Raw genomic sequence first — 16,980 nt, 5'->3', positions numbered from 1 at the left:
TCCGGAATGTTTAATCGTATATTTGCGATAAACGATAAAACGGCGGGTGCTCCCATGGCAACGACCAAGACGGAAGCCTTCGCGAAAACGGATGTCGAGCTGGCCGAATTGGCGAAGGCGCTGGCCCATCCGGCGCGGCTGGCCATCCTGCGGGCGCTGGCATCCCGGCAGACGTGCATCTGCGGCGATCTGGTGGAGATCCTGCCGCTGGCACAGGCCACAGTCTCGCAACACCTGAAAGTGCTCCGGGAGGCGGGCCTCATCCTCGGGGACGTGGAGGGGCCGCGTGTCTGTTACTGCCTGGACGTGAGGGCACTCCGTCGTGCCCGGGCCGCCTTCGAGGCGTTTTTCGAGGCGTTGTCCCTGCCGGAGGATGGCTGCTGACCACCCGGCCTTTTTTTCATCATCAACGGAGAGCACCATGACCATCGACGTACAGGCCCGGCGGACCGGGCACACGCGGGAAGTCGTCATCACCGCCGAGACGAAGCCCTGCTGCGACACCGACTGCTGCGGCGGAACGACGGAGGAGACGACCACGACGCCGGAGGAGGCCGGGGCCGTCAAGGCGCTGGTGCGGGCGAAGTACGGTGCGCTCGCCGCATCCGGCGAGGCGGGGTGTGGCTGCGGCAGTGCCTGTTGCGGCGACGAGGTCTCGATGGTCGGCGAGGCCTATGACGACGTGGAAGGCTACGTGGCCGAGGCCGACCTGCGCCTGGGCTGCGGCCTGCCCACGAAGCTGGCCGCCATCCGTCCGGGCGACACCGTCCTCGACCTGGGCTCCGGCGCCGGCCTCGACGCCTTCATCGCCCGCACGCTCGTCGGGGCCGGGGGCGAGGTGCTCGGTGTGGACATGACGCCCGAAATGGTGGCCCGTGCCCGCCAGAACGCCGCGAAGCTCGGCTACGAGAACGTCCGCTTCGTCGAAGGCGACATCGAGGCGCTGCCGCTCGAGGACGGGCGGGTCGACGTGGTCATCAGCAACTGCGTGCTCAACCTGGTGCCGGACAAGCGCCGGGCCTTCGCCGAGATGTTTCGCGTGCTCCGCCCGGGCGGGCATTTCACCGTCTCGGACATCGTCGTGCGGGGCGGGCTGCCCGGAGCCGTCCGGCGCTCGGCCGAGCTCTACGCCGGCTGCGTCGCCGGCGCTGTCGAGGAGACGACCTACCTGGACTGGCTGCGCGAGGCCGGTTTCGAGGAGGTGCGGGTGCTGGAGGAGAAGGTCATCCCTGTGCCGGACGAAGTGATCCTCGAATACGTCGACGCGGACGAACTGGCCGCCTATCGCCGTCGGGGCGGGGCCATCGTGAGCGTGACAGTCTACGGCAGGAAACCCTGAGACCGTACGGGTTTCGGCTTCGACGGGGGAGGGTGCCGGTCGCCTTCCCCCGTTCTTTTTTGGCGAGATCGTCGGAGACGTTGCCACGGGGGTGGTGCCTTCGGTAGTTTGATGGGGCGTAACACCGGTTTGCCTGGCGCAACCAACCCCCGACTGCGGCGGTGCCCGCGACCGGACACCGCCTGCCTTCGTATGCTGCTCCGTCCCCCCGATCTCGCACGATGCTTTCCGTACGCTTCTTTTCCCTGTTGCTGGGTCTGATGCTGGCCGGCGGTGCGTATGCGCAGGCCGGGCTCGAAGTGACCGTCCTCCATTTCGACACCCGGGCGCCGGTGCCGGGCGTGACGGTGTACCTGGAGAACGAAGTCATCGGGTATGGCGAGACGGCCGTCACGAACGCCCAGGGCAAGGTGCGCTTTCCCGCCGTGACCACCGCCGGCCTGTACGACGTGTTCGTGCCCGAGACGGAGGCCTACCACGAGGCCCGCGCCGACGACCTCCGCCTCCGTGCCAACTATACGCGGAGCATCATCCTGCTACTGGTGCCCGTGCGCACCGTCGAACTCGGCGAGGTGACCGTCACGGCGCAGACGAGCTTTGCCGAGATCAACACCGTCAACGCCGAGGTGGGGGCCACGCTGCGCGAGCAGGAGGTGGAACTGCTCCCCGTCGAAGGGCGCGACGTGACGCGCGTGCTCTACCGCCTCCCGAACGTGACGCAGGCGACCGGTTTCTTCCCCGAGGCGCCCAACGTGAGCGTCAACGGCGCCAACTCGCTCTACGTCAACTACATGGTCGACGGGATGGACAACAACGAGAACTTCCTCGGCGGGCAGAAATTCGCCGTCCCGACGGGGTTCGTGCAGGACATCACCGTGCTCACGAACAACTATTCGACCGAGTTCGGCCGGACGGGCAACGGGGTGTTCAACATCACCACGAAGTCGGGCAGCAACCGCTTCTCCGGCGAAGCCTTCTACCTGATGCGCCCGGGGCCGGCCCTCGACGGGGCCTACCGCTTCGCCCAGCGCGACCTCTCGGGCAACCCGGTCAAGGACGGCTTCATGCGCCAGCAGGGAGGTGTGGCCTTCGGGGGGCCGATCCGCCGCGACCGGACGTTCTTCTTCGTCAACGTCGAGCACACGACCGACTTCAAGGACAACCTGCTGCGGGTGCCCCAGCTCGGCCTCACCGAGACGGTCGAGGGACAGAACCACTTCACGTACGCGTCGGCGCGGGTCGATCACCGCTGGAGCGACCGTCTTCGCTCGACCGTGCGGGCCAACGTGGGGCTGGTGCAGATCGAGCGGCAGGGCGGTGGCCTCGAAGGTGGCACCACGTTCCCCTCGGCCGCCAACACGCAGGACCGCAACAGCGTCCTCGTGGCGCTGATGAACACGTACACGGGCGATGGCTTCGTGGCCGAGACGAACCTCCAGTACAGCCGCTTTCGGTGGAACTACGCCCGCGCGAGCGACGGGCCGCAGGTGTCCGTCCTCGACCCGCAGGAACTGTCCGTGGCCGTCCTCGGACATCCCGGCTTCCTGTTCGACGACCTCGAGAACACGTTCCAGCTCCAGCAGAAGCTCACGGCCACACGCGGCAACCACACCTTCAAACTCGGCGCCGAGCTCGTCTCGTCCGACTTTTCCCTCACCGGCGGCGGCAACCCGAACGGCAACTACACCGTCAAGCTGACGCAGGCCCAGCTCGACCAGCTCCGGGCGATGAATCCGGGGGCGGGCCTGCGTCCGGAGGACCTGGCCCCGCTCAACCCCGAGGTGCTCAACTACAGCGTCGAGCTACGCCCGAAGGCGTTCGGGGCGCGGCAGAACATCTGGAGCTTCTACGTCGAGGACCTCGTCTCGGCCAGCGACCGGCTCAACCTGACCTTCGGCCTGCGCTACGACTACGACAACCTCTCGAAGGGCGGCGGCACCACCGGCGACTGGAACAACCTGGCCCCGCGCTTCAGCTTCAACTACAAGCTCGACGAGCGGAGCGCGCTGCGCGGCGGCTACGGCATCTTCTATGACAAGATCGTCTATGCTATCTACAGCGATGCGCTCCAGCAGAACTCCACGGCCGAGGGTTTCAAGCAGCAGCTACGCCGGCTCATCGACCTGGGTCTGTTGCCTTCGCACACCGACCTCGACCGCGTCACCTTCGAGGGCAACCTGACGGCCGATTTCCAGGGCGTGCCCTACCTGGGCGGCCCGACGCCGGAGGAGGTGCGGGCCCGTCGCGAGGACGTTTTCAGCAACGAGCGCCGGATCCTCAACCCGGACGGCTACGACAACCCGTACACGCATCAGTTCTCGCTGGGCTACCAGCTCCAGCTCGGCCCGGACCGCCTCTTTTACGTGGACCTGATGCACACGCGGTCGTACAACCTGTTTCGCCTGCGTAACCTGAATGCACCGGCGCCCTACCGCCTCACCCGGGCCGACATCGAGGGCAAGACGCCGGACGAACTCCGGGCGCTCGTGCGCACGCCCGCCGAGGCCGACGCCACCCGGCCCGTCGGCCCCGTGCCCGGCGGCGCCCGCAACATCGTCATGACCGAGACGGCCGGCGAGGCCCGCTACTGGGCGGCGAGCTTCAACCTGCTCAAGGATCGGAGCGGCGACGACTACGCCTACCGCCTCTCGTACACGCTCTCCCGCCTGCGCAACAACACCGAGGACATCAACTTCCGGGCGATGGACGCCAACGACTTCGAGGCCGAGTGGGGGCCGTCCATCAACGACCGGACGCACGTCATCAACGCCATCTTCTACTACTACCCCGTCCGCAACCTGGGGCTCAGCGTGGCGGCGCTGCTGCAGAGCGGCCAGCCCATCAACCGCATCCCGGATGCCACGCGCTTCGGCACCACCGACCTCAACGGCGACGGCCGCTCCTTTGGCGATGCCTACGTGGGCAACAGCGACCGCCAGCCCGGCGAGGGCCGTAACAGCGACCGCCTGCCGTGGTCGAACACGTTCGACGTGGGCCTCCAGTACCGCCTGCCCGTCCGTGGCGGTCACCTCGAGTTCCGCGCCGACGTGTTCAATGTCTTCAACGCGGAGAACCTGAGCGGGTACTCGAACAATGCCACGCAGAGCAACCAGATCCAGGTCGGTCCGGCCGACTCGGGCGTGCTCGTGCGCCGCAATGCCAGCCCCCCGCGCCAGTTCCAGTTCGGCCTGCGGTACGTGTTCTAGCCTATCGGCGGCGACTGCACAACGGTCTCATCCCTGCACGATGGCTGCGCGGGCAAGGGGGCGGCGACGGCGGTTACGGGCTTTAATCCAATAAATGTAGCAAGGCCGCTGAGAAAGGTAATCGCAGGTTCAAAGCCTGGTTCTTTCCAAAACCATATCCCGGCCAATACAGTTGCTCCAAGAGCAGCAATTTCAAGGAACCGATATATCATTACTTTTTAAATGAAATTCTGCTGCATAACGGCCCGCCGGTCAGCGGCAAAGGGCCTCATGGTTCAACGGTGAAGCCTATCGGTGCCGGTGAAGCGATGCAACTACGCACCGGAAAACGCCGAGCGCCCCTGCGACCGCGTTGATGCGCTGGATATTAATCATGGCCTCCTCCTGAAGCCTACTTTGTAGCGCTTCACTTCCACAAAACCAGACCCCAGGAGGATCTGCCATGAGATTCTACGACGGCCAACATACGCACTACGCCGGCGTCGATCTACACACCAAGACCATGTTCGTCTGCGTGCTCGACGCCACGGGCACCGTTCTCCTCGAGCGCAACACGCTGGCCAACCCCAAGAGCTTCCTCAAGGCCATCACGCCCTTCCGTGAGGAACTCGTCGTCGGCTGCGAGTGCATCTTCACCTGGTATTGGTTAGCCGATCTCTGCGAGCGCGAGGGCATCGCCTTTGTCCTCGGGCACGCCCTCTACATGAAGGCTGTCCACGGCGGTAAGACCAAGAACGACCGTCAGGATGCGCACACCATCGCCCGGCTCTTGCGCGGGGGCACCTTCCCGCTGGCGCACGTCTATCCCAAAGAGAAGCGGGCTACGCGGGACCTGCTTCGCCGTCGCACCCACTTCGTCCGCAAACGCGCCGAACGGCTGGCGCACGTACAGAACACCTCTTGGCAGTACCGCCTCGAATCCTTCGGGCGCCGCCTGGCCAACCGCTCAGTGACAACCTGCCGCGACGAGGTGGTAGCCGCCTTCGACGATCCGCAGGTCCGCGCCTCGGTCGAGGCCGACCTCGACCTGATCGCGCACTATGACCGGCTTATCCGGAAACTGGAGCGCCAACTCGAGCAGCAGGCCCGCATCGACGACCGCCGCACCTACGACCTGTTGCGTTCGATTCCCGGCGTCGGCCAGGTGCTGGCGCTCATCTTCCTCTACGAGATTGACGACGTGACGCGCTTCGACTCGCATCAGCAGTTCTGCTCCTATGCCCGGCTCATTCGTCCGACAAAGACCTCGGCCGGGAAGGCGGCCGGTTTGCCCTCGTTCAAGCAGATCGGTAACGGCCACCTGAAGTGGGCTTTCAGCGAGGCGGCCCTCGTCCTGATGCGCGAGTCGAAGGCCGTCAAGGGCTACGTCGAGCGCATGACGCAGAAGCACGGCAAGGGCAAGGCGCTGGGCATCCTCAGTCACAAGCTCGGCCGCAGTCTCTACTACATGCTGCGGCGCGGTCAGTACTTCGACGAACAGACGTTCCTACAAACGGCCTGACAGACAGCATCATGAACGACCGATAGCCACCGGGCCGCGTGCTGAGCTCGGCGTATAACGAGTGGCGGACCTGAGCCGTAGGGATCTGAAGCCTCATGGGAAGCGCACGGTGCTGCTAGGCAAGCGATCCGGCTCGCCAGGGCTGACCCTCCTGCGCTTGATTGGACAGCACGACCGGCCCGTCCTATTCACTCCCCCCAGGGAGTATGACTGTGGCTGCTCCGACAGCCATCGGCGGCGACGCTGCTGAGCGGAAACGGGCCGAATAACGGGAGACGGGGTGACCGGCCGGGATTTGCCGTCCGGTCGCTCGGTGAGCACGCACGACAAGATGCCGACCGTATCAGCGAACGTGATGTCTTCTAGCGGCGCTTGGCGGGAGCCGAGCTGGACGAGGCTGCGGCAGTTCCTCAGCCCTTGCTTCATTGACCCTCGAAAGGTGTTGGGTACGGCGCCCCAGACGGGTGCGAAACCACACAGACAAGACACACGCAGCGACGAGTAGATGGGTGCCTGAGAGCCAGAGGGTAACCGAAGCAGCTGCCTTTTTCGGCTACGGACGATTTTGCCCTTGACAAAGGGAGGCCATAAAGGCGTTATGTGCCGCTTCACCGCACCAGCACCATATGCCGCGCCTCTGCAAAGCCCCCTGCTCGCAGACGATACACGTACAACCCCGAAGGCAGATCCCCGGCGTCGAAGCCGACACGGTGATAACCCGATGGCATCACCCCATCCACCAGGCGGGCCACCTCCCGCCCCATCACATCGTAGACCACCAGCTCCACGGCGCTTTCCTCCGGTAGGGCAAAGCGAATCTCGGTCTGGGGATTGAACGGGTTCGGGTAATTCGGCAACAGCGCGTACGCCACCGGCATCGCCGCTGCGGTCCGGGGTGCCGCCTCGGCTGTGGCTTGCTTTGACGGAGCGCTTCCCCCCACATATACATATTTGGTGGACTCGCCCGTCTTGCCCTTGTCATCGGTTACGACGACCTTCAACTCGAAGTCTACGAGGTCTCTGCGCGTCAGGGACGCCCCGCTGCCGGCATAGACCCAGGGTTCGCAGTCCGGCTCGGGTCCCTGCGTGGGCCCATACGGCGTCTCGCCACAGTAGCGGTAGTACCAGTCGTACTGGAAGGGGGTGATGCCGTACTGCGGGTCGGCGGTCCACGTGCCGTATTCCCAGACCCCGAGCGTGGACGGTCCGGCGATCAGCGGGAGCGGGTTCTGCGTGGCCACCAGGAGCGCGTGATAGGCATCGATGCGCCCGTAGCCGAAGTACTGGTTCCACGATTGTTCGAGTAATCCGATATAGGAGTAGGTATGTTGGCCGACTTTATCAGTGGCCCGGATGATCACCTCGTAGAGTTGTTGGGGCGTCAGCGTGTTGTCGGTAGCCAGGATGAGTGCGGCGAGGGCACTGACCATCGGTGCGGCGAAGGAGGTGCCTGTACGTCTAACCCCGTTGGGGCTACCATCGGCATTAACATAAAGCACCCAGGTTAGAATACCCGGTGCCGCCACATCCATGAAGGCTTGTGTCGGATTATTTACCGGATCCGTGCCAGGGCTGTAGTTATACGGGCAGGAGTCAGGGTAATTATTAACGCAGTAGTCCAGGTGGAGATCGAGCGTATCAGAAGCAGCAACAGCCATCACCTGTGTATCACCCAGGCTCGGTAGGAATGTGGATCCACAATATTGGTCTGAGCGGAAGTCAAATCCGGAAGGATAGGTAACAACTGGCGGATTAAAGCCGGTGGAAGGGCCGTTTCCATTCCCGGCTACGATGAGCTTGCCTGAAGAGAGGGCTGTGTGGACTGCTATCTTTAAATTACAGGTATTGCCACTTCTCCAACTGGCATTAATGATGTCTACTGATGGGTCATTGGCAGCAGCAGTTATGCCTGTTGACCCCCACGTATATCCCTTCAAGCTGACATTCCATCCCAGACTGGCGTTCCAATTGGTATTGTTCGTAATCGCTCCGGCGATACCGGCACTGGCTGTCCCGTGCCAGGTCGAGGAGCTATTTTGAAAGCAATTATTGACGGCGCTGTTGTCGAGCCGTCCGCTCAGGTCAGGATGGGGTGTCGTGAAACAGTTTGAGGTCTTCCAGTCTTCTGTGACCGCGATAGTAATCCCGTCCCCTTTCGAGATATCCCATGCTGCCTCCGCGTTCACCTGACTGAGACCCCATTGGCCCTCAGAGGCAAGGCCCGTTTGCAAGAATCGATTGTATTGATAATCGTTTGGCGAAACCACGAAGGGAATCATCGCGGCTTCGAAGGCTGCTTCTTGAAAAAGATCCGGTATCTCAAGGGATGATTGGTCGAGCATATATCCCACTTCGGGACCTTCCGCATAGGATACAAGATCGTGCCTGGAGAGTGTCTCGGCCACCTCGTCGATGGGGACCGGCGATGCAAAGCGGAGAACATATACTTGCGAGAAGTCCGGAATCGTAACGACCTTGCCGGTACGTTTATTGATGCGCTGGTTGTCCCCCCAACGCGCCCAGGGGTACAACTTTTCGATGCCGAATGAACCATAGCGCTGTTCCAATCTGTCGAACAATGCATTGATGACTGAGGTGTGAAGCGGGTTCAGTTCTGCTCTGGTTAAACTGGCTTTCTGGTCTGAAAAGAAGACTTGATCGGTGAAGCGGACATTGATGACGGTGGCGTGTTCGATACCAGCTTCATCCACGTAGATGGCCGCCTGGGTTACCCGGTTGGGTTCTTCCAGTTTTCGAAGTTGAGCCAGCAAGAAATCGGGGCTCGCCAGGGTGAAGCCGGCGCAAAGCGCCAGCGCGCAGGTGAACATTTGAGATCGTTGCAGCGTCATAGTTTGGCCTCCTGGGTGTTTGATGGAATCGTGCCTTGGGGGTATTTGAAGCCTCTGCCGGCAGTCTTTCCCTGGCAAGAGACTCTTGGCCGGAGGTCTTGCCTGCGAAGAATTACGCCGCAGAGGCTTCTTCATGGTCTCGTGATGCTACATAGGCTCCATTTCGGTTTCGTTAGCGAAATGATCGGCGATGTGAAATCGCCGTACGCGTCTCCCGCCGGCCAGCATCGGCTAGCGAAGCACCGTCATGCTACGCGTCTCGACCCCATGGTCCGTCGAGAGCCGGCAGAAGTACACCCCACCGGGCAACTGCCGCACGTCGAAGACCACGGTGTGCTTACCCGCCGCCTGCCATGCATCCACCAGCGTCGCCACCCCCCGTCCTAACACGTCGTAGACCACCAGCTCGACGCGGGACGGACGGGACAAGACGTAGGAAATCGTTGTTCGTCCGCTAAAGGGGTTGGGGTAGTTCTGGTGTAGTTCGAGTGAAGTGGGAGGCTGCCCCTCTTCTTCGATGGGAAGGTCGATGGGCATCGTCCACCGGGCGAAGTTTCCCGCCGGAATGCCGCCGGAGAAGAGCGGGGCTGCGGCTGAGAGAAAGGCGCCCCCTACGTACACCTCCCGCCCTTCGATGGCCAGAGCCAGCCCGTAGGTGCCATAAAGTCCACCGTCGAGCGGGTGCCACTGCGTGCCATCCCAGCGGGCCACAAGGGGGGCGGAGCTTTCGCCGGCCCCGGCGAACCAGCCGGTGGCGTAGAGATCACCGCGATCGCTGAAGGCGATGGCTTCGACATCGACGTTGGGACCTTGTGTGCCTGCTCCCATCCCCTGCCAGCGCTGGCCATCCCAGCGCACGATGCCGTTGCCCGGATCCCCCAGCGATTCGATGAAGTTGCCGCCGGCGTAAAGCGTGCCTCCATGCCAGGCGACGGTCCAGACCGGTCCCCCAAAATCGTTCCCCAGCGGGGTCCACTGCACCCCATCCCAGGCCCGGACGCCATGTCGCGTGAGGAGCCCTCCCTGTTCTTCGAAGCTGCCGCCGGCGTAGAGGATGCCGTCATCGCCGAGCGTAAGGCTGTTGACTTTGCCTTCCACCCCGCCCCCGACTTCGTGCCACTGCGTGCCATCCCAGCGGGCCAGGTTTTGGACGGGTACGGTTCCATTGGCATCGGTGGCGGTGTCGAAATACCCGCCGACGTAGAGGTCATCGCCGGCGACGAGCAACGCATTGACGGGTCCGTCTACGCCGCCGCCCAGGGGTTGCCACTGTGCCCCATCCCAGACGGCTACATGGTGGACCTCCGTGGCGCCGGACCGTGTAAAGCGCCCGCCTGCGTAAAGGGAGCCTGTGGCATCGAGAGTCAGGGCAAGCACCGCATCGTCGAGCCCGGCGCCCAGCGCGGTCCACTGCATCCCATCCCAGCGGGCTATGTTTTGACCGGGCACCAGACCGGCAAAATTGAATTCCCCGCCTGCATAGACATATTCGTCATCCGCAGCCAGAACATGGATCTGACCGGTGATGCCGTAGGCTCCTTCCGTATGAAAAACATTAAGTTCGCTACCGTCATACCGGTAGAGGTGCACGGAGGCAGGAGGAACAAGGTCACCGAAGACACTCACGCCCCCGATGAAAAGCTCATCGCCGTCTTGCTCCAGAAGCTGGATCTCAAACGGAAGAGAGAGACCGGGATCAGACCAGGCCTGCCCATCCCATGCATATAATGTAAATCCGCTTCCGAGGTAGATCTGCCCCGAAGAGAGCACAGCAATCTCAGGGAGAAAGACGAACTGAGACATCTCTAGCGCATGCCATTCCTGTCCATCCCACCGGGCTACGCTATTACTGTTGATACCTCCTATGGTGTCAAAGTGGCCGGCGACATAGAGTTGATCACCCCAGATGGACAAAGAGGAAACGAGTGGACCGGGTTGGATGCCGCCCTCGATCCGGCTATCGAGAAAAGACCAGGCGCTTCCATCCCAGCGTCCCACCCCATAGACAACATTTTCCTCGGGTAAGAAAGCGCCTCCCGCATAGATGCTCCCTTCCGCGTCGACGGCTAGGCTTGCCGCCGTACCGCTCGTTCCTTCGCCCAGGGGAAGCCAGGCATTGCCGTCCCACTGTACTACCCCCTCGAACGTCCCGTTTGCGCCCGGGATAGCCCCACTGGCGTACAAAACGCCGTTGTGGAAGAGCAAGTCAGACACGGAGCCGGGATCCAGCGATCCCCCGAGTACGTGCCAGGACTCGCCGTTCCAAACAGCCACTTTTGAGAAAAAATCTCCCCCAGGTTCAGCAAAGGTCCCGGCGACATAGAGTTCCCCGGCTTCTCCGACAGCAAGTGCCTGGATGAGCCCCTCGCCGTTTGCCAGGCTGAGCCCTCCGCCCATTTCTTCCCAGGTCTGGGTTGCACGATCCCAGCGGGCCAGGCTCTGGACAGGATGTTTCCCGATATGAGAGAACGCCCCAGCGACAAAGACGGCATCTTCATTGGAAGTAAGCGCGGTAACGTCAAAGTTCGGGCCGGGCAGCGCGAACTGGTCACTCCAGCCTGAAGTAGTAGAGAAGACTTTTTGCTCCGCGCCGCGGAGGGGTTGTATTTGAGAGGCCGCACAAGGGACCAGGCAAAGTGACCCCAGGAAAAATATAACCAAGAACCGGGTCACTAAAGGTGAAAACCTTTGTGAGGTACGCACATTATGGGGCTCATACCCAACGATTCGCATAGGCCTATCCCTGTCTGTTGAAACTACGCTCATGGCCTTCAGGATTTTTAAAGGCGCATAACGCTTCGGTTCAGCGGCGGCGCGCTTCGCGCCGTCCGCTGCAACCGGTTGTTGGGCGGACGTCACTCCAAGATGGCGTTGTGATGATGGCACGCCAATTCGCTTTCGCTCAATCACCTACGGATGAGTGTGTGGAGCTCATGGGTGTGGCGCTGTGGCTTGACGTCAGGAGGCAGGTTGGGGCGAACATGCTTCGCGAACCAGTCCGCGGCATCTTTCGACGACTCCCAGACTTCTACGACACGCCAACCGCCTTCAATCGGGTGGCCGAAGTGCATAATGAAGCCCGGAGCCCCCTTAAGGGCATCCCCAAGAAGCCGGATTGTTTCCTCATATCCTTCCTTGGTCTGACCCGGAACATCTGCACTAATCGCTACAGCCATACTGGGTCCCCTTTCTTGCTTGATGGTTGGTGTCAATTCCTACCGTCGCGTCGTTGCGACAATCGAGGCCGCCCAACGGTCAGGTTTCAAGCGCAAAGGCTGCTTGGCTCTCCAGTAAGGGTAAGCAAAACCTGGGCGCGGGGCAATACCGCAGAAAATGTCGAAACGCCCTTTGTCGCTTGCAAACTGGGGCTAAGCATCCCCTGGCCTCGAGGCGGAAATATATGTTCTAAAAAGACCTCTCAATTCAGCTTTTAGTTTCGGGATTTCAATAAACGCAATTTCTAAAGCTTTTTGCATGCACTCTAACTCCCATTCCCCCCCGGCCTGCTTCCCAATGTTCATCCGGTTGACACTACCAAAAAACGCTTTTCGGATGTTTTTAACGCCCTCGATAATGGGATCCGAAAAGTAGATCTCGTTTTTGCAAGAGAAAGTGGTGAACGCCTTAACTCGTTCAACAGCTTCATTATAACCCTCCGAATACACCTCCTCCTCGGCAATTACCTTCAGGGCTTCTTCGGCATCTACCAATAGGCTAAACGTCTCTCCAATTACTTCGGCTTGTTTCTGAGAAAGATGACTGAATCGAGACTGATGCTCGAAGAGTTGCGCCTTTAGTTCAGTCTCTAGCCGGGCCTTTGCAAGATCGTTCTCTTTGCTCAAGTTTGCTTTATATGATTCGATATCGCGTTTGAGTGCTTGCTCAAAGAATTGCCGCAGCATGTAGGCTCCTAGGGCAACTAGCACCGCCGGCGTCACTATTAGCGCGAGAATATCTTTGATGAGTTCAGGCACTTAGACAGTCTCTATTGATGCTTAACCTATTATTAACCCGCCATGGGCCGTGTTACAACGCGCCCCGTGGCCTTGTATCACCGGTCTAATCTATCGACAAAGCATCCTACAATCAAGCACTTACCTCTCGGTCCTGCTTGACAATATACCGCCACGGGCTATATAATACCAATATATATTACACATATTGCCATGAAGCACCATGAACCCGTCTTCGCCCCGGTTGCTCGATCAGGTTCGGTCCGTCTGCCGGACCCGGCACTACAGTATAAGCACGGAACGAGCCTGTATCCAGTGGATCAAACGGTTTATCTACTTTCACGGCAAGCGTCATCCGGCACAGCTCGGGGCTTCACATGTGCGCGAATACCTGAGTTTTCTGACTGAACTGCGGCTGCTGGCCTCCGCGGGGGACGCTGCTGAGCGGAACCGGGCCGAATAACGGTCAGCGGCGGCATGCGGGCCGCAGGCGATGCGTTCGCGAGCGAAAACGTCGCCCCGCATGACGTCCGACGGAACGCGTTGTTAGGACTCCTTCCCGCACGCGCCTAGTGTAGATCGAGTTGGATCCGTATAGCACGCTCCACCGCTTCAAGCTCTGAAGGCGCGACCTCCCCCACCTTGCTCAGCAGACGTTGCTTGCTTGCTGTCGTCAGTTGGTCCGCCATCGCTTTGCTGGTTCGACTTCCAACCGTCACATACGCCTCACTTGGATAGAGTCGCCCCGTATTCGACGTCAGCGGCACAACCTGAACGCGATTCAAGAACTTGTTTGCGGCATCATTGCTCACAATGATGGCCGGCCGCTTCTTTCGAATCCCGCCGCCAACCGACGGATCGAAGTTAACCCACCAGATCTCACCGCGTCTCATCGTCCGTATCCGAAATCAGGGCTTCCGACCAGTCAAGCGCCTCTGCTTCGCGCTCACCATCCTGCGCCATTTGAGCATAGGCGTTTTCAAGTTCATGAGGAAGCACATGGGGGCGAACCAGTTTCTCAATGAATTGGCTGATGCGCCCGGAGCCGACGACGCGGTAGAGTCCCTCGTAAACCTGCTCGTCAATAGTAATGGTCAGCTTCTTCTGCATGTCGCACCTCCACTACACGTAGTGTACACGTGCTTCGTATGTGCACACGGTAGAAGCGTTCCACAGGAGGCCTAATGGTAAGTGTCAGCCGCACGCGACGTTAGGCCGGATCCAACATCGCCTTCTAGATATTGTATAACTGTCGCCGTATAACTGTCGCCAGAGTCAACGTGCAGCAGCGCGTATGGCCGAGTCGAGATCAGTCCACAGGTCGTCCGGGTCTTCAATACCAACGCTGAGGCGCAAGAGTGAAGGGGGCAAGTGTTCCTGTCCCGGGATGGCCGCTCTTCGTTCGATTGTCGATTCCACGGCTCCCAGACTGGTGGCGTGGCGAATGAGCCTGAGGTTCTTGCAGACAGCATCCGCCATTTCTGCTCCTCCCCGCAAATCGAATGAAATGATGGTCCCAAAGCCCTTGAGCACACGCCTGGCAATCGCATGTGTCGGATGGGACGGTAAGCCCGGATAGCGGACACGAGCGACGAGGGCGTGTTTCTCTAGGCGTTCCGCAAGTATCATGGCTGTTTCCTGAGCCCGCTGTAAGCGAAGCGCAAGTGTCCTCGCCCCACGAATGGCGAGAAAGGCCTCGAGGGTTCCTGGCGTTGCGCCGTTCAACTCGCGAGACTTCCTAAGCGCGTGCCAGAGCGCATCCGATCTCGTCGTGACAACCCCTGCCAATAGGTCGGAGTGCCCCCCTATAAACTTGGTCGCTGATTGGACTGACAGGGTAGCACCCAGGTCGAGCGGCTGCTGATTCAAAGGCGTGGCAAAGGTATTGTCAACGGCCACGATGGCCCCACGCTTGCGCGGTGCTGCGCAGATGGCTTCCAGATCTGCGACGGTTAACAGGGGGTTTGAGGGCGATTCGAGCCAGATCAGATCCGCAACGGCACACGCCTGTATCCATCCAGCTGTGTCGTCCACGGCCACGCGCTGCACATGCCAACGCCCACGTTCTGCACCCCTGGCCACCAGACCGGCAACCCCTTGATAACAATGCGAATTAAGGGTAGAACGCGAGGATCCACATCGCCGCGGCTAGCCGCCCGAAGACGTGCACCAAGAGGCCCTCGAACGAACGCACCTTCGAGGCCACCTCGATGCCCGTCTTCTGCTCGATCCAATTGAACAGCGACTCGATCGGCTGCCGGCGCTGACTGACCCGCCGCGAGTACACCTTCTCGGTCAGCAGCACATCGGTCTGCCCCTTGCGCTTCTTCACCGGCGTGCACAGGTGCAGGTTCTGCTCGGCTGCCAGGCGCTCGCCTAGCTCACGGTCGGCGTAGATCTTATCGGCAAAGAGACGCCCCTCGTGCAGGCGCGGTAGGATCTGTCGGGCCACGGTCAGGTCATTGGCCGGGCCGGGAGCCAGTCCGATGTAGAGCGGCAGCGGCATCGTGCCGGGACGCCGCCGTGCGACGACATGTACCTTGACGCCGTAGAAATACAGGTTCTTCGAGGCGCAGAAGCCTTTGCCGGCGATGTGCGGAGCGACCCTGGCCCAGGCCGAGCGCTTCTGCTGGGCCATCACGACCGGAAAAGAGTCGATGATGTAATCGGTTGGTTCACCAGAGCGCTCTGCAGGTCGCTCACCAGAGGACTGGCGCGGACATGCCTCCAGGGCTGCTTCGACCAGCAGGGGGAAGGCATCGGCCAGCCGGTTGAGGCGCTGCACGAAGGCGACGTAGGAGGGCAGTTTGGGGAAGAAGGCCATCAGGTGGTCGCGGGTGTAGGCGTAGATGTCGGTCAGCGTGCGGCGCTGCTGCATGAGCCCGAAGAGGTAGACGGTGAGGACTTCTTCATCGGAGAAGGCCGGCGCGTGGTTGTTGCTCAGGCGCTGGGCAACGACGCAGAGGCGGCGCTGATACTGCTCACAGACGTGGAGGAACAGATGAATGAGCGTATATTGCCAGTCCATGGGGTCCTCGGGCGTTTGGTTGGAGGTGAGGGGTCATCTCCTTCTAAACGCTCAGGACACCATGGTGTCAACTCTTAATTCGCATTAACAATCATCCGGTATTACCACAACAGCACCGACCGGAAGCTGATCAAACACGGCGGCAATCGCAGCCATGCCGGAGGCGAAGGCCACGGCTTTGCCACCTTCAAGCCCACCGATGATTTCTTCCAACGCTTCCCATGTCGGCGTGCCGTCATCACGGGCGTATTCACGTCCGCTGCCCAGGATGAAGTTAGAAGCAGGAATGAGTGGTACGTTCAGGGGAGCACCGGATTCGGACGAACGACCTGCTGAGACAAGCCACGATTCCACTTTGATTCTAAATGAAGACCTCTCCATTATGCTGTTTCATCCCTCTCTACGTGCGGGTGGTGTGATTGAACTTACATAACAGGCTAATCTGTTATTAACCTGCCAGGAGCCATGTTACAACGCGCCCCATGGCCTTGTATCACCGGTCTAATCTATCGGCAAAACATCGTACAGTCAAGCACTTGCTTCTCGGTGAACGTGCGCAAAAACCTGCGTTTTCTGGCCGAGGTGCGGCTGGTGGCCTCTGCTGGGGACGACCGCGCCTGCATCGCCGTTCAGCCGTCCACCAGGCGCCGGTGCTCTACGGCGATGCAGCGGTTGCGGACGTAGGGCAGGCCGGCCCCGGCGGCCAGGCGCTCGGCCTCGGGGCTGGAGACGCCGAGCTGGGTCCACACCACCGGTGTCTGGCCCGTCTCGGCCTGCCATTGTACGACCTGCCGCACCATGTCCGCCGTGTGGGCGGAACGGCGGAAGATGTTGACGATGTCGAGCTGCGTCTCCTTCGGGATGTGCTGGAGGTCGGGGTAGCAGGGCTCGCCGAGGACTTCCTCGTAATTCGGGTTGACGGGAAGGATGCGGTACCCGGCGCGCTGGAGGTAGCGGGCGATGCGGTGGCTGGTGCGGCGCGGGTCGGCGGAGCAGCCCACGACCGCGATGGTGCGGGCCGTGGCGAGCGTCTGTTGCAGATCGATCATGGGAAGGACCGGCCAGAGGCAAGCGAAAGGGGCGGGGGCTTGAACCCTCGCCGGC

The 16,980-nt window shown here is 61.1% G+C and carries 13 protein-coding genes and 2 pseudogenes; 6 read left to right on the top strand and 9 right to left on the bottom strand.

Annotated elements, in window-relative coordinates:
• Positions 1 to 54 precede the first annotated feature (54 nt).
• The 4 genes from GQ464_RS05905 (at position 55) to GQ464_RS05890 (ending at position 6,046) form a co-directional block, all read left to right on the top strand.
• Complete coding sequence (locus GQ464_RS05905) at positions 55 to 384, top strand: ArsR/SmtB family transcription factor (RefSeq protein WP_166977948.1); 330 nt, start codon at positions 55 to 57, stop codon at positions 382 to 384.
• Positions 385 to 421: 37 nt separating this feature from the next.
• On the top strand, positions 422 to 1,339 hold the full coding sequence (gene arsM / locus GQ464_RS05900) for an arsenite methyltransferase (RefSeq protein WP_166977946.1): 918 nt from the start codon (positions 422 to 424) through the stop codon (positions 1,337 to 1,339).
• A 221-nt stretch (positions 1,340 to 1,560) separates the two neighbouring features.
• The gene (locus GQ464_RS05895) at positions 1,561 to 4,545 is read left to right on the top strand and encodes a TonB-dependent receptor domain-containing protein (protein WP_228350649.1); all 2,985 of its coding nucleotides are present in this window, start codon (positions 1,561 to 1,563) and stop codon (positions 4,543 to 4,545) included.
• 442 nt (positions 4,546 to 4,987) lie between these two features.
• A complete protein-coding gene (locus GQ464_RS05890) occupies positions 4,988 to 6,046 on the top strand; it encodes an IS110 family RNA-guided transposase (RefSeq protein WP_166977944.1) in 1,059 nt (352 codons plus the stop codon).
• Positions 6,047 to 6,654: 608 nt separating this feature from the next.
• Here GQ464_RS05890 and GQ464_RS05885 read toward each other — a convergent pair.
• Both GQ464_RS05885 and GQ464_RS05880 read right to left on the bottom strand, forming a co-directional pair.
• Positions 6,655 to 8,895, bottom strand: a complete 2,241-nt coding sequence (locus tag GQ464_RS05885) for a S8 family peptidase (protein ID WP_166977942.1) — start codon at positions 8,893 to 8,895, stop codon at positions 6,655 to 6,657.
• Positions 8,896 to 9,126: 231 nt separating this feature from the next.
• Entirely contained in the window at positions 9,127 to 10,311 is a 1,185-nt protein-coding gene (locus tag GQ464_RS05880) for a T9SS type A sorting domain-containing protein (protein WP_166977940.1), read from the bottom strand.
• A gap of 21 nt (positions 10,312 to 10,332) precedes the next feature.
• Here GQ464_RS05880 and GQ464_RS05875 point away from each other — a divergent pair, with 21 nt between their 5' ends.
• Positions 10,333 to 10,623, top strand: a complete 291-nt coding sequence (locus GQ464_RS05875; protein WP_228350648.1) for a hypothetical protein — start codon at positions 10,333 to 10,335, stop codon at positions 10,621 to 10,623.
• A gap of 1,640 nt (positions 10,624 to 12,263) precedes the next feature.
• On the opposite strand, the gene GQ464_RS05870 is transcribed toward GQ464_RS05875, so the two are convergent.
• On the bottom strand, positions 12,264 to 12,869 hold the full coding sequence (locus GQ464_RS05870) for a hypothetical protein (RefSeq protein ID WP_166977936.1): 606 nt from the start codon (positions 12,867 to 12,869) through the stop codon (positions 12,264 to 12,266).
• A 202-nt stretch (positions 12,870 to 13,071) separates the two neighbouring features.
• On the opposite strand from GQ464_RS05870, the gene GQ464_RS05865 reads away from it, so the two are divergent.
• Complete coding sequence (locus GQ464_RS05865; RefSeq protein WP_166977934.1) at positions 13,072 to 13,311, top strand: phage integrase N-terminal SAM-like domain-containing protein; 240 nt, start codon at positions 13,072 to 13,074, stop codon at positions 13,309 to 13,311.
• A gap of 106 nt (positions 13,312 to 13,417) precedes the next feature.
• Here the strand turns inward: GQ464_RS05865 and GQ464_RS05860 are convergent, their stop codons facing one another.
• From GQ464_RS05860 to GQ464_RS05835, 6 genes and pseudogenes are all read right to left on the bottom strand, one after another.
• Positions 13,418 to 13,741, bottom strand: a complete 324-nt coding sequence (locus GQ464_RS05860; RefSeq protein ID WP_166977932.1) for a type II toxin-antitoxin system PemK/MazF family toxin — start codon at positions 13,739 to 13,741, stop codon at positions 13,418 to 13,420.
• Positions 13,728 to 13,958, bottom strand: a complete 231-nt coding sequence (locus tag GQ464_RS05855) for an addiction module antitoxin (protein WP_166977930.1) — start codon at positions 13,956 to 13,958, stop codon at positions 13,728 to 13,730. The genes GQ464_RS05860 and GQ464_RS05855 overlap by 14 nt, the downstream gene beginning before the upstream one ends.
• Positions 13,959 to 14,123: 165 nt before the next feature.
• A pseudogene (locus tag GQ464_RS05850) lies at positions 14,124 to 14,966 on the bottom strand (trans-sulfuration enzyme family protein); the annotation flags it as partial.
• On the bottom strand, positions 14,962 to 15,876 hold the full coding sequence (locus GQ464_RS05845) for a transposase (protein WP_228350528.1): 915 nt from the start codon (positions 15,874 to 15,876) through the stop codon (positions 14,962 to 14,964). The pseudogene GQ464_RS05850 and the gene GQ464_RS05845, both read right to left, overlap by 5 nt.
• A gap of 87 nt (positions 15,877 to 15,963) precedes the next feature.
• Positions 15,964 to 16,257, bottom strand: a pseudogene (locus GQ464_RS05840) (PLP-dependent transferase); the annotation flags it as partial.
• Between the two features lie 248 nt (positions 16,258 to 16,505).
• Positions 16,506 to 16,925, bottom strand: a complete 420-nt coding sequence (locus GQ464_RS05835; protein ID WP_166980664.1) for a CoA-binding protein — start codon at positions 16,923 to 16,925, stop codon at positions 16,506 to 16,508.
• Positions 16,926 to 16,980: the final 55 nt, after the last annotated feature.

The organism is Rhodocaloribacter litoris, assembly GCF_011682235.2.
In the GTDB taxonomy this organism is placed as follows: Bacteria; Bacteroidota; Rhodothermia; order Rhodothermales; family ISCAR-4553; genus Rhodocaloribacter; species Rhodocaloribacter litoris.
Note: the sequence above shows the minus strand (reverse complement) of the source record. Positions and strands in the feature narration are given on the sequence as shown.

Bases quoted from the DNA above. Each gene is read 5' to 3' on its own strand.
- GQ464_RS05905 (WP_166977948.1), top strand. From the start codon at position 55: ATGGCAACGACCAAGACGGAAGCCTTCGCGAAAACGGATGTCGAGCTG.
- arsM (WP_166977946.1), top strand. From the start codon at position 422: ATGACCATCGACGTACAGGCCCGGCGGACCGGGCACACGCGGGAAGTC.
- GQ464_RS05895 (WP_228350649.1), top strand. From the start codon at position 1,561: ATGCTTTCCGTACGCTTCTTTTCCCTGTTGCTGGGTCTGATGCTGGCC.
- GQ464_RS05890 (WP_166977944.1), top strand. From the start codon at position 4,988: ATGAGATTCTACGACGGCCAACATACGCACTACGCCGGCGTCGATCTA.
- GQ464_RS05885 (WP_166977942.1), bottom strand. From the start codon at position 8,895: ATGACGCTGCAACGATCTCAAATGTTCACCTGCGCGCTGGCGCTTTGC.
- GQ464_RS05880 (WP_166977940.1), bottom strand. From the start codon at position 10,311: ATGCAGTGGACCGCGCTGGGCGCCGGGCTCGACGATGCGGTGCTTGCC.
- GQ464_RS05865 (WP_166977934.1), top strand. From the start codon at position 13,072: ATGAACCCGTCTTCGCCCCGGTTGCTCGATCAGGTTCGGTCCGTCTGC.
- GQ464_RS05860 (WP_166977932.1), bottom strand. From the start codon at position 13,741: ATGAGACGCGGTGAGATCTGGTGGGTTAACTTCGATCCGTCGGTTGGC.
- GQ464_RS05855 (WP_166977930.1), bottom strand. From the start codon at position 13,958: ATGCAGAAGAAGCTGACCATTACTATTGACGAGCAGGTTTACGAGGGA.
- GQ464_RS05845 (WP_228350528.1), bottom strand. From the start codon at position 15,876: ATGGACTGGCAATATACGCTCATTCATCTGTTCCTCCACGTCTGTGAG.
- GQ464_RS05835 (WP_166980664.1), bottom strand. From the start codon at position 16,925: ATGATCGATCTGCAACAGACGCTCGCCACGGCCCGCACCATCGCGGTC.